The organism is Lawsonella clevelandensis (genome assembly GCF_003241315.1).
Lineage (GTDB): Bacteria > Actinomycetota > Actinomycetes > Mycobacteriales > Mycobacteriaceae > Lawsonella > Lawsonella clevelandensis_A.
Window position 1 is genome coordinate 82,231 of record NZ_QFOZ01000002.1, and the last position, 12,451, is coordinate 94,681.

A 12,451-nucleotide genomic window follows, 5' to 3' on the forward strand; every position below is an offset into this window, starting at 1 on the left:
TTATCCTTCCTCCAATTGCTGTGATTCACGTGAGTCTGCGTGTAAGGGCAGTCCCATGAAATATCCCTTTTCGTTATCGGCAAGACGGCGCGGATGCGGCGGCATTTCCATGCCGTCCTCTAGCGGGGCAAGAAGTTTATCCTTGCCGTAGATCAATGCTTCACGGGAGGCATTGGCCAACTCGAAGTCATTGGTCATGGTCAGTGCGCGCGTGGGGCATGCCTCAATGCACATGCCGCAGAAGATACAGCGCAAATAGTTGATTTCGTAGACAGCTCCGTACCGCTCACCGGGAGAGTAACGCTCATCTTCAGTGTTTTCCGCTGCCTCCACGCGAATAGCGTCAGCTGGGCATGCCCAAGCGCAGAGCTCACAACCAACACATTTTTCTAGTCCGTCAGGCCAACGATTCAGCTGGTGACGGCCATGGAAGCGGGGTTCGGTGACCTTCGGCTTTAGCGGGTACTCTTCGGTGAACTTCTTCCGGAACATGGTTCGGAAAGTTACTCCGAGGCCCGCCCAGCGCGAGAAGATACTCATGACAGTTTCTCCTTCCGCTGCTTACCGGCAGGCGCGGGATTATCCTTGAAAATCGGTAGCGGGTAGGTGGCGTTAAAAGTGTCAGCAGCAGGCTTGAGCATACTGTCGACGGGGCGACGCTGGCAGTAGAGAACCAGTGCCGAGATAGCAAGGTAGATAAGGACGAGACCAATGGCAGTGGCATCGTCAGTGAGCCAGGTGCCAGGATCGGCCATAGCACGTGCCTTCTGATAGATACCGAGGAGGACGAGCCAGCCAATAGAAAGCGGCAGGAGAGTCTTCCACCCAATGGCCATCAGCTGGTCGTAGCGGTAGCGGGGGACAGTACCGCGAACCCAGATAAAGAAGAACAGGAAGAGAATAACCTTCAGCAGGAACCAGAGGAGACCCCACCAGCCTCCGTCAATGGCCGTGTTGTTGAGTGGCCAGGGGGCGTTGAAACCACCCAGGAAGAGGGTGGCGCAGATAGCCGACAATGTTGTCATGTTCATGTATTCGCCCAAGTAGAACAGTGCGAAACGGAAACCGGAGTAGTCGGTGGAATAACCGCCAACAAGCTCAGATTCACATTCCGGCATGTCGAAGGGGGCGCGGTTCGCTTCCGCCAGCATGGCTACAACATAGATGCAGAAAGCGGGAGTGAGAAGGACGAAATTGTGGGCGGGGAAGGGGGAATCCCAGCCAAACAGGGTCAGTGTGGTGGCTTGGTGATTCACAATTCCTACAGTGGACATGGTGCGGCTGACCAGCACAACACACACAATGGCGAGCCCCATGGAGACTTCGTAGGAAATCATCTGGGCAGCGGAGCGGAGACCACCGAGGAGTGAGTATCGGGAGGTAGATGCCCAACCAGCTAGGACGATGCCGTAGGTGCCGATGGATGCGACAGCCAGAATGAAGAGAACGGCTACCGGGAGATCACCCAGCTGAAGTTGAGTGTAGTGACCACCCATGGAGACGCGGCCACCAATAGGAATAACTGCCCATGTGGTGAAGGCGGCCAGACCGGTCAGCATAGGCGCCAAGGTGAAGACAAACTTATCAACGTTATCTGGTGCGAAGTCCTCCTTCATGATGGTTTTAATACCATCGGAGAACGGCTGTAGCAGACCCGCGGGACCTGCCATGTTTGGTCCGACACGCTGCTGTAAGAAAGCGAGAATACGCCGTTCAAACCACACACAGAAAATGGCGAAGAAAAGGGGAATACAAAAGATTACGATGACTTTAACAAGAACGAGCCACCATGGGTCACCCCACACACCAATGTTGTCTTCAGACACGGGATGGCACCTCCATTCGAACAGTGTGAGCATCGTCTGATGGAACAAGAGTGACCTGGTCACCAGGCTCTGCGCCGGTTACCGCGAGCGGGTTGCCCGGGACGTTACTGGGAACCCACACAACATCATCTGCCATCTCTGGGATAACAGAAACGGGAAGAGTAATGGATCCTTGTGACGTGGCCACAGTAGCGGCTCCACCGGCGGTAAGACCATAGGCGGCAGCCGTTGCAGGGCTGACGCGCAGACGGCCGCGACGATGGTCGCTACCTTTGAAAATGGTTCCGTCAAGGGCAGCAGAGTCTCCCATGAGCTCACGCCAACTATCAAGCACAAGTCCGTGCGAAGCGGAATCCGCAACGGGTGGCATAGCGCCACCTGCTGTACCAGTGGCGGCGGTGCGCAGAAGGTCTGCAATCTTCGTGCTGGCAGGAATCTTCAGACTCGTTCCCATCGCTTGGGCGATAGTTCCCAACACCCGGCGATCAGACATCGTTGTCACGGGTACGCCGTGGAGTGGCTGTACGTTTCGCCAGCGTGCTTCCCAGTTCAAGAAATGACCTGTCACTTCAGAGATAAGGCTGACAGGGAAGACAACATCCGCACAGTCACTGAGCTCCGTGTGGCGTTGTGCCAGCTGGATGGTGAAAGCAGTGTCGGCAGCTTTGCGCAGCAGCTGGATATCGGCGAAGTCGCGTTCATCCAGTGCACCTAACACTAGCGCCTGCAGTTCTCCGGCGGCGGCGGCCTCCAGCATGGCCTTTGTTGGTATCCCGTCTGCAGTGGGGAGGCAGCCAGCTTCCAGAGCGCCACGATCTCCCGCGTGCAAGGGGACCCATGCAAAGCGAGCACCGGTCTTGTCGGCCGCTGCAACTACTGCTTTGAAGGTTCCTGTGGATGCGGCAGCGCGTGCGCCCACCAGAATGATGGTGTCGCTATCGAGGCCGTCGAGCTGGGTAAGTGCCTCAGCTTCAGTACCAGGCTTGCAGGTAACAACCTCAGCATTCAGCTTGTCAGTACCGATAGTGCGGTGGCTGGCAATAGAGACAACCTGCAGTCCCTTCTTACGGACGGCTCGGCGCAGACGCAAGAAGAGGTTAGCGGCTTCATCTTCCGGATCAAGGCAGACAAGAACAACTTTCTTAGCCTCGTCGAGATCCTGATAGGTGATGGTGTCACCTGCTGCTGTGTGAGCAACGTACTGGGTGAGGAATGCGGCTTCTTCCGCAGTTTCTTTATCGGAACGGAAGTCGATATTGTTAGTTCCCACAACATTGCGGGCAAAAGCAGCGTAGGCGTAGGCGTTTTCCACGGTATGGGAAGCACCTGTGAGAACGCCTACGGAAGAGCCTGCGGCCGTGAGTTCCTTAGCGGCCAAAGAAATTGCTTCTGGCCAGGAGGCTTCCATAAGTTTGCCGTCACGGCGCACGAGCGGGGTAGTGATGCGGTCGGGAAGGGTTCCGTAGCGGAATCCGTAGCGGCCTTTATCGCAGTTCCACTCGAGGTTGACGTCAGCGTCCTCACCGGCCAAGCGACGAGTGATCTTGCTGTGACGGTGGTCAACGCGCAGGGCACAGCCGCTGGCGCAGTGCTCACAGGTGGTTTCGGTGGAGACGAGGTCGAAGGGGCGTGCCTGGAAACGATAGTCAGCGCTGGTAAGAGCACCAACGGGGCAGATCTGTACAGTATTGCCGGAGAAGTAGGATCCAGCATCCGATTCCGGTACGGAGGAGATCTGCTGACGTGCGCCACGTTCGGCAAGGGCGATGCACCGATCTCCGGAAACTTGCTCGGAGAAACGAGTGCACCGTGTACAGAGAACGCAGCGTTCCCGGTCAAGAAGGACATTGCTGACAAGCGGCAGCGGCGTGGGGAAGTGGCGTTTCTCGCAATCGAAGCGCGTCTCACCCTGCCCATCGGACATGGCCTGGTTCTGTAGTGGACATTCACCACCCTTGTCGCAGATGGGGCAATCCAATGGGTGGTTAATAAGGAGAAGCTCCATAATGCCACGCTGTGCTTCTTTCGCCAGCATGGACGATGCTTGAGTTTTAACAACCATGCCTTCTGCTACGGCCAGCGAGCAGGACGCTTGGGGCTTGGGGAAACCTCGCCCGTTACCAGCATCGGGTACTTCCACCATGCACTGGCGGCAAGCGGCGACAGGATCAAGGAGAGGATGATCGCAGAAGCGGGGGATACGAATTCCGAGCTTTTCCGCAGCGCGGATAACCATCGTTCCCTTCGGTACAGATACGGACTGACCATCAATTTCCAAGGTCACAAGATTATCTTGGGGAGTGGTCGAGGTGTTATCGCTCATTAAACGTTCTCCTCATCACTAAAGAGCGCACTAGCCTCATATGGCAGGAGCTCCCAGGCGGGGGTGGTGTAACCGGCCTCAAACTCTTCACGGAAGTGTTTAACAGCGCTAGTAACACAGGCGACAGCACCATCTGCAAGAGCACAGAAAGACTTACCGCCAATATTCCCGGCAATACTCAATAGCTTGTCGACATCGCCCGGCTTGCCCTCGCCGCGCTCAAGACGCTGCAGAAGCTGTACGAGCCACCAAGTACCTTCACGGCACGGAGTGCATTTACCGCACGATTCATGCTTATAGAACTCAACAAAACGGGTCGTAGTGCGAACAACCGAGGTAGTTTCGTCAAAGATCTGGAGGGCCTTTGTACCCAACATGGAGCCGGCACCCGACACACCTTCATAATCCAGCGGAACATCAAGTTCTTTTGCAGTGAAGATGGGGGTGGAGGAACCACCGGGAGTCCAGAACTTTAGTTCGTGTCCTTCCCGGATACCGCCGGATAGTTCCAGAAGCTCACGCAAGGTAATACCCAAAGGAGCCTCATACTGGCCAGGATTCTTTACATGGCCAGACAGGGAATAGATAGTTGCTCCCTTGGACTTTTCTGTCCCCATGGACTGGTACCAGTCGGCACCATTGCGAACAATCGCCGGGACAGAAGAAATAGACTCCACATTGTTAATAACCGTGGGGCAGGCATAAAGACCTTCCACAGCGGGGAACGGTGGACGGAGGCGCGGATGCCCACGCTTTCCTTCCAATGAGTTCAGCAGGGCGGTTTCTTCGCCGCAGATGTAGGCACCAGCACCGGAGTGCACCATAACGTGAAGGCGTTTGCCGGTTCCCATAACGTTGTCGCCGGCGAAGCCAGCATCGTATGCTTCTTGAATTGCCTGCTGCAGGCGCCGGGCTACCTGAACAACTTCTCCACGGAGGTAGATGAAAGCCTGCTCGGATCCGAAAGCGTAGCAGGAGATAAGAGCACCTTCGACAAGCGTGTGCGGGCTTGCCATAATGAGCGGCATGTCCTTGCACGTGCCGGGTTCGGATTCGTCTCCGTTAACAACAAGGTATTTGGGGTTGGGATTGTTTTGGGGAACAAAGGACCATTTCACCCCAGTGGGGAAGCCTGCACCACCACGACCGCGTAGTCCGGAGTCTTTAATAAGGTTGAGCACCTCAGAAGGCTCCATAGTGAGGGCCTTGCGGAGTGCTTCATACCCCTTGTTGGACTGGTAGGTGTCCAGTTTCCACGGGGTGGCCTCGCCCCAGTGCTCGGAGAGGATGGGAGTAAGGAGTCCTGTCACGTTACTCGCCTTCCTTTACGTTATTGGCAATGCGCCAGCCAGCTAGGGAGGAGTGTCCGGCGGCGGGGCCGTCATTGCCGCGGCCATCATTAAAACCAGCGAGGACGCGTTCGTTATCGCGCCAGGAGGTAATCTGTGGGCCACGAGTGGAGTGGACTTCTTCGTCGTTGCGAAGTTTTTCAATAATCTCAATGGCTTTACGAGGAGTCATATTGTCCATGAACTCCCAGTTCAGCATCATGACAGGGGCAAAGTCACAGGCGGCGTTGCATTCCACGCGCTCCAGTGTGAAAGCACCATCTTCGGTGGTGCCTTCGCCATCGAGACCGAGGTGTTTACGGACGGTTTCATACACCATGTCGCCGCCCATGACGGCGCAGAGGGACGTGGTACAAACACCAATAAGATGCTTACCCACTGCCTCTTTGTGGAACATGGTGTAGAACGTCACTACCCCCAGGACGACCGCTTCGGGGAGGTCAAGGATGCGCGCAATATGGCGAACACCTTCACCGCTTACTTTCCCATCTATGCTCTGCACCAGGTGCAGCATGGGGATAATGGCGGATTGTGCCTGTGGGTAACGGTCTGCAAGAATGTGCAGTTCTTTAATGTTTTCCTCAGTGATGTTGGTGGTTGTGTCGCTCATATCGACAGCATCAGCATCATCAAATTTGGAGATAAATTCGGCTTCGATCACCGATCAACACCTCCCAGAACAGGGTCGATACTACCGACCGCAGCGACAACATCGGACAGCATGCCACCTTCACACATGGCGGGAAGGGCTTGCAGGTGGTGGAATCCAGGGTCACGTAGATGAATACGGTAAGGATGAGTTCCGCCATCAGAGACCACGTGGCACCCCAGTTCGCCTTTAGGGCTTTCAATGGCGACATAGGCTTGCCCGGCAGGAACAGTGATGCCTTCAGACACGAGTTTGAAGTGGTGAATGAGGGCTTCCATGTCTTCGCCCATAATCTTGCGGACATGTTCAAAGGAGTTACCCTGGCCATCGTCATAAACAGCCAGGTTGGCGGGGCGAGAGATCTTAGGATCCTCAATCATGAAAGGCTGTCCCTGGGTGTCGGCAAGACGATCACGGCACTGGTGGCAGATCTTCAAAGATTCATACATTTCAGCGAGGCGGACACGGAAAGCTCCGTAAGCATCGCAGGTATTCCACACCGGAATATCGAAGTCGTAGGTTTCGTAGCCGAGGTAGGGTTGCTTCTTGCGAAGGTCCCATTCAACTCCAGCGGCACGCAGACGCGGACCAGTCACGCCGAGCGTCATGCAACCGGTGAGGTCAAGGTAGCTAATGCCCAGCATGCGCTTGCGGAGGATGGGGTTTTCGTTACACATTTTGTCGAAGTCAGGAAGACGTTCGTCGAGCCACTTGAGTGTTTCGTCAAGTTTCTCAAGTCCGTAGTCCGGCAGGTCGTTGGCGACACCGCCGGGGCGGAAGAACGCGTGATTCATGCGCAGACCAGTGACGGCTTCGAAGAAATCGAGGATCATTTCGCGTTCGCGGAGACCGTTGGTCAGGAGCGTTACGCCACCGAGTTCGTTACCGCCGGTGCCAATGGCAACAAGGTGGGAGGCGATACGGTTGAGCTCAAGCATAAGGACGCGAATAATTTGGGCGCGTTCTGGAATCTTGTCGGTAATGCCAAGAAGTTCTTCAACCGCCATAACATAAACAGCCTCGTTGAAGAGTGGTGCCACATAGTCGGCGCGGGTAACCAATGCGGAACCTTGTGTCCAGGTGCGGGCCTCACAGGTTTTTTCAATACCGGTGTGGAGGTAGCCGATGGCGGGACGCAGGTTGGTAACGATGTCGCCATCCAGTTCGAGGCATAGGCGCATAACACCGTGAGTCGAGGGGTGAGCAGGACCCATGTTAATAATCATGCGACTACTGTTTTTTTGTATCTGGTAGTCGACAATTTCCTGCCAGTCGCCGTCTTCTGCGGTGAGTTCCACAGCATCGGGGTCAGCGTCGAAAAGTTGCTCGATAGAGCTCACACCGGTGGGAGACGCGAGGTTTTCTTTAGGAGTAGTCATTAGCGGTACTTCCTCCGTTCCTCCACAGGTGGCACTTCTGTGCCATGGAATTCAACTGGTATTCCTCCGAGTTGGTAGTCCTTCCGTTGCGGGTGTCCCTGCCAATCATCCGGCATAAGAATGCGGGTAAGGCCGGGGTGTCCGTCGAAGATAATGCCAAACATGTCCCAGGTTTCGCGTTCATGGTAGTTAGCGCCGGGATAGATTCTGACAACGGAGGGAATATGAGGCTCTGCGGCCGGGCATACGACTTCTACACGAAGACGTCGATTGTGGCTCATGGAGAGCAGGTGGTAGACACTGTGCAGTTCGGCGTCTTTTTCTGTGGGGTAGTGTACGCCGGAGATGGAGGTACACAGTTCGTACCGGAGTTCTTCATCATCGCGTAATGCCTGCATGGTTTTCAGCAGGTGCTCGCGGGGAATATAGATCGTGGGCATGTCAGTGAAGGTGGTGACGGGGGCGTCAGCAACTTCGGGGACGAGTGTGAAGAGACGATCAAAAATCGCGTCTAAATCCCCGCCAAACGGACGAGCAAGGGGAACAATACGGGCAGGTAGTCGCACAATGTGGGAAAAACCAGAGGTATCTCCTGTACCGTCGGTCCACATGCCCTGCTTGGCGGCGAAGGGAGTCCAACTGTTACCCGTAGTGGTGGACATATCAGACTGATTATCAGTGTTGTGAGGGTTATTAGTCATGTGCCCCTCCCTTCTTGCCTTTCTTCTTAAAGTGAATGAGCTTTTCGTCGGCAACGCGCACTTCGCCGGCTAGTGCAGCTGCTTCCTTAGCCTTTTCATCTGCGATAATGTGCTTTTCACCAAGTTGAGTTTTCTTGGCGATCATGGCGCGTAGCTTGAAAGAGGCATCGATTAGCATGTCGGGGCGTGGGGGACAGCCGGGGATGTAGAGGTCCACTGGAACGATGTGGTCAGCACCTTGCACAATGGCGTAGTTGTTAAAAACGCCGCCGGAAGAAGAGCAAGCACCCATGGCAATAACCCATTTGGGATCTGGCATCTGGTCATAGACGCGGCGCATAATGGGGGCCATTTTTTGGCTGACGCGACCAGAAATAATCATGAGGTCGGACTGACGGGGGGAGGCGCGGAATACTTCCTGTCCCCAACGAGATGAGTCGAAGCGCGGACCCGCATAAGACATCATTTCGAAAGCACAGCAGGCGAGACCGAAGGTGACGGGCCAGACTGACCACTCGCGGGTGAGGCCAAACAGCCATTCTGTGGTGGTGGTAACGAACCCACCTGAAAGTTTGTCTTCAATTCCCATATCGAATTCCAGTCACTTGATTGAGTAGGTAGTACAAAAGCGGGTGTCGATCATTCCCAATCCAGTCCTCCACGGCGCCAAACATAAAGGTAGGCAACTAGCAGAGTGGCAACGAAGAGGAGCATCTCTACCAGGAGGAACCAGCCCATCTTGTCGAAGGTGATAGCCCAGGGAAACAGGAAGATGGTCTCAACGTCGAAGATGAGAAACATCATGGCAATGGTGAAGTATTTGAGAGACATGCGACCGCCGTTTTCAGGTCGATCGACTGCATCTACACCACACTCATAAACGTCAAACTTGGATTTGTTGTAACGGTGCGGACCGATAGAAACGGATGCGGCCACCATCGCCAGCACGAACAGTGCTGCAAGAATTACCATTGCCAGAATGGGAATGTAATACGACACGTTGGTTTCCTCTCACACGTGAGCGTTATTAAAAAGTCAAGAAGTTCGTTTATAGGCAGCAGTGCAGTATGTCTGTCTATGTCTCTGATATCTTCGAGGTTTCCCCTATCTCCGGTCGAAGAAGAGCTGCAGCGGCGCGGGGGAGACTAATGGGGTCAACTGGGAGTAAGTAGACGGCGTCGGCTTTACTCCAGGTTGATAGCCAGGCGTCATCACGGCGTTGCAGAAGTACAAGAAGCGGTGGATGATCGTCGATTTCAGCATTGATTTGATAGCTGAGACCCATGCCGCCGAGGGGGGCGGTTTCTCCATCGAGTACACAAAGATCGAGTTCTTTGTTGTGTAGCGCACGGATTAGTGCGGGGCCCGTAGCAAAATCGATGACGTCAACGGCAGGCAGGTCTGGTGCTATAGAGGTGCCGAATGCTGAGTGGACGTCCTCGCGTAGCTGTGGTCTGTCTGAATAAATCGCAATCCGTAATTGCGCATGAGACGGTTCTGTGTGGAGAGTCACAGTATTATCGGACATGTGATTAGCCTACCTAGTTTTGACATTATTTTATGCATCAATAGGTAAAGAGTTTTGGACAAATATGCAGGTTAGGCGACCCTAAGTAGTAATAAATGACATTGTGAGACATCTACCTGAGTTCAGCAGCAATAGAATCTTTTCGATACTCTAAGGGTAATCTTTTTCGCAGTGAGAGGGTGTAAATGAGCACTCAGACCAGGTATGTACTTGTTAACATTGGTCTTTTTCTGGCAGGACTTCTCGCGGGGACAGCTGTCACTGGGTTGCTATTTATCCTCGGTGTGACACTAATTTCGACAGTTTCACATTCAATTATGAATCCCACAGAATGGACTCTTGCTGTCCCACTTATCGGACTTGTTGCCGCTGTTGTAACGACAGGTGGATCCGTTGGCATTATCCGTTCCCGCCATCCGTCAGCGACGCTAGCGTACGGAATGATTGCTGCGGCAGTAATTTTCTTCCTTGTTATCCTGGGATACTACTTCGGGTACGCCCGTTAGCTGTCTCTCTGTATTCTTCTGTATTTGTTAATGAGTTCGTACAAGTGAACTCTTTAACCAACTTTTTGGTTAATTCTGCATCTATATGTGTCTATCGAGTATCTATGAGGAAACCGGTAAAAGGGCGCGAATAGCGGCAGGAAGATCTGCGGGATCATTGACAGTGCTGGCAGCGTGATCCCACTCTGCCGGAGAACCCGTACCCCACGTACACAGAATCGTTTTAATCCCAAAAACCTTGGCTCCCTCCACGTCATGGATGCGGTCACCGACCATCACATAGCGGCGTTGTGGAGCCGCTGGCTCATCTCCAGCACGACGTAGGGCCTCGGCAATAACCTCGTCTTTCGTCTGCCTCGTACGCCCATCGTCATGAGCACCAACTATTTCGGTGAAATAAGAGTGAATCCCTACGTGCTGAAGAGTTTTAGAGGCAACTTTTTCTCTTTTTGAAGTAGCCAAATACAGTTCGTATCCCATGGCGGAAAGCTTATTAAGGGCAGTTTTTATCCCCGTAAAAAGTTCTGGTTTGTCCCACATGCACGTGTCATAGTGGTTGAAGTAGAAGCGTTTTCCCTCTTCTATTTCTGCGGGGCTCCACCCTAGCCGAGCCATTGTTACCTGCATAGGAGGGCCTGCTACAGAAGAAAGAAATTCATCTGAGGGGCGTTCTTTGCCCAATACCTCAGCAGTTAAACATAGGGTGTCCTGCACAGTTGAGAGTGAATCGATAAGAGTCCCATCAAGATCCAAAAGCACAATAGGGGCAGATGTCTGGAAAACAGAAGGTTGAGGATTACTCATATTTTCAGTGTCTCACATTGTATGAAATCAGGAAGAGGAGACCAGGATAGCGATAAGGATAGAAGTAAGGACGATAGGCTATTCGTTGTGGGACGGATGGGAAGGAACCGGCGGAAATGGGAGAGATGACGTGGTGTGTGGTGACCCTACTGCGGTCGTTAAGCACGTCTGCTGCGCGGTGGACCTTACGCCGGCTACTTTGGATGCAGCATTGGCAGAACATGCACAGATGGTTATCACTCACCATCCGGTCCTTTTCGACTCTGTCCATTCCGTGGCTGCTAACACTCCCAAAGGAAAACTTATCCACCGCGCTATCTCTGCAGGGTGCGCACTTTTTTGTGCACATACCAATGCTGATAGCGCAAATCCGGGTGTCAACGATGCCCTCGCAGAAGCACTGGGCCTTACCGTCACCGGACCACTGATCCCACACTCTCCGGGCAATAACGGAGACAAGCATGCTCCTGGTTTAGGACGAATTGGCACTCTTACTAAACCGTTAACACTCCGCGAATTTACCAATGTTGTCGCAGCATCACTTCCCCGCACAGTATGGGGAATACGAGCTGCAGGAGACCCTCAAACACGTATTGAAACCGTTGCGGTATGCGGTGGCTCAGGGGGTAGTTTTCTGGATGTGGTACGAGAAGCCGGGGTAGATTGCTACGTGACGTCTGATCTTCGTCACCATCCCGTTGATGATTTTCTCCAGGCTGGTGGAACGGCAGTCATTGATACTGCGCATGCTGCCAGTGAATATCCGTGGTTGGCCCAGGTGGCTCAGTTACTGCACACGCAACTTGGTATTGACGTTACAGTTCTTCCTATTGTTACAGATCCCTGGACGCTGCATGCTCCATCACAGGATAGCTAACTGCATGCTCCAGATAGTTACGGGATAGCTCATGGGCCGGCTGCGGTAAATGGGGGAGTAGCTAGTACACTAAACACCGGTAAATGAGTCAGCTAGGCTGTCGCGGTTGGGGAAACCTTATAACCTAAGTAGTCCCCGTCGAGGAAAGTCCGGACTCCATAGAGCAGGGTGGTTGCTAACGGCAACCCGGGGTGACCCGCGGGATAGTGCCACAGAAAACAAACCGCCACTTCGGTGGTAAGGGTGAAAAGGTGCGGTAAGAGCGCACCAGTATTGTCGGTGACGGCAGTAGCTTGGTAAACCCCACTCGGAGCAAGATCAAAGGCTTCACGATTGTGAGGCTGCGCGCATGGTTGACGGCTGCTCGCTGAAGTGCGCGGGTGGATCGCTTGAGGTACTCGGCAACGATGTATCCAGATGGATGACGGTCGCCTGTGAGCGGTGCTTGTAGGAACAGAATCCGGCTTATCGGCTGACTCATTTACCTCTCGCTAGAGACCTTTCAAGAG

The 12,451-nt window shown here is 53.8% G+C and carries 13 protein-coding genes and 1 other RNA gene; 3 read left to right on the plus strand and 11 right to left on the minus strand.

Features of this window, described 5'->3' with window-relative positions:
* The 10 genes from nuoI to DI579_RS02785 form a co-directional block, all read right to left on the minus strand.
* Window positions 1–540, minus strand: a complete 540-nt coding sequence (gene nuoI, locus DI579_RS02740; protein ID WP_290598353.1) for an NADH-quinone oxidoreductase subunit NuoI — start codon at window positions 538–540, stop codon at window positions 1–3.
* Window positions 537–1,826 carry an NADH-quinone oxidoreductase subunit NuoH gene (gene nuoH / locus DI579_RS02745; protein WP_290598354.1) on the minus strand — a complete coding sequence of 430 codons (1,290 nt, stop codon included), beginning with the start codon at window positions 1,824–1,826 and terminating at the stop codon, window positions 537–539. The genes nuoI and nuoH overlap by 4 nt, the downstream gene beginning before the upstream one ends.
* On the minus strand, window positions 1,819–4,149 hold the full coding sequence (locus tag DI579_RS02750; RefSeq protein ID WP_303678648.1) for an NADH-quinone oxidoreductase subunit G: 2,331 nt from the start codon (window positions 4,147–4,149) through the stop codon (window positions 1,819–1,821). Before DI579_RS02750 ends, nuoH begins: the two co-directional genes overlap by 8 nt.
* Window positions 4,149–5,459 carry an NADH-quinone oxidoreductase subunit NuoF gene (nuoF, locus tag DI579_RS02755; protein WP_290598356.1) on the minus strand — a complete coding sequence of 437 codons (1,311 nt, stop codon included), beginning with the start codon at window positions 5,457–5,459 and terminating at the stop codon, window positions 4,149–4,151. Before nuoF ends, DI579_RS02750 begins: the two co-directional genes overlap by 1 nt.
* Window position 5,460: 1 nt before the next feature.
* Window positions 5,461–6,159 (minus strand): NAD(P)H-dependent oxidoreductase subunit E, encoded by a 699-nt coding sequence (locus tag DI579_RS02760; protein WP_290598357.1) that lies wholly within the window; start codon window positions 6,157–6,159, stop codon window positions 5,461–5,463.
* A complete protein-coding gene (locus DI579_RS02765) occupies window positions 6,156–7,526 on the minus strand; it encodes an NADH-quinone oxidoreductase subunit D (protein WP_290598358.1) in 1,371 nt (456 codons plus the stop codon). The genes DI579_RS02760 and DI579_RS02765 overlap by 4 nt, the downstream gene beginning before the upstream one ends.
* Window positions 7,526–8,227: an NADH-quinone oxidoreductase subunit C gene (locus tag DI579_RS02770; protein WP_306558915.1), complete on the minus strand. Its 702-nt coding sequence runs from the start codon at window positions 8,225–8,227 to the stop codon at window positions 7,526–7,528. Before DI579_RS02770 ends, DI579_RS02765 begins: the two co-directional genes overlap by 1 nt.
* Window positions 8,220–8,816: an NADH-quinone oxidoreductase subunit B gene (locus DI579_RS02775; protein WP_290598359.1), complete on the minus strand. Its 597-nt coding sequence runs from the start codon at window positions 8,814–8,816 to the stop codon at window positions 8,220–8,222. Before DI579_RS02775 ends, DI579_RS02770 begins: the two co-directional genes overlap by 8 nt.
* 50 nt (window positions 8,817–8,866) lie before the next feature.
* Window positions 8,867–9,226: an NADH-quinone oxidoreductase subunit A gene (locus tag DI579_RS02780; protein WP_290598360.1), complete on the minus strand. Its 360-nt coding sequence runs from the start codon at window positions 9,224–9,226 to the stop codon at window positions 8,867–8,869.
* A gap of 76 nt (window positions 9,227–9,302) precedes the next feature.
* Complete coding sequence (locus DI579_RS02785) at window positions 9,303–9,755, minus strand: response regulator (RefSeq protein ID WP_290598361.1); 453 nt, start codon at window positions 9,753–9,755, stop codon at window positions 9,303–9,305.
* A gap of 185 nt (window positions 9,756–9,940) precedes the next feature.
* Here DI579_RS02785 and DI579_RS02790 point away from each other — a divergent pair, with 185 nt between their 5' ends.
* On the plus strand, window positions 9,941–10,261 hold the full coding sequence (locus tag DI579_RS02790; protein WP_290598362.1) for a hypothetical protein: 321 nt from the start codon (window positions 9,941–9,943) through the stop codon (window positions 10,259–10,261).
* A 102-nt stretch (window positions 10,262–10,363) separates the two neighbouring features.
* On the opposite strand, the gene DI579_RS02795 is transcribed toward DI579_RS02790, so the two are convergent.
* Window positions 10,364–11,065, minus strand: coding sequence for an HAD hydrolase-like protein (locus DI579_RS02795; protein ID WP_290598363.1), 702 nt, complete (start codon window positions 11,063–11,065; stop codon window positions 10,364–10,366).
* 85 nt (window positions 11,066–11,150) lie between these two features.
* Between DI579_RS02795 and DI579_RS02800 the strand changes: the two genes are divergently transcribed.
* On the plus strand, window positions 11,151–11,942 hold the full coding sequence (locus tag DI579_RS02800; protein WP_303678650.1) for a Nif3-like dinuclear metal center hexameric protein: 792 nt from the start codon (window positions 11,151–11,153) through the stop codon (window positions 11,940–11,942).
* Window positions 11,943–12,026: 84 nt separating this feature from the next.
* Window positions 12,027–12,426, plus strand: an RNA gene (gene rnpB, locus DI579_RS02805) — RNase P RNA component class A.
* Window positions 12,427–12,451: the final 25 nt, after the last annotated feature.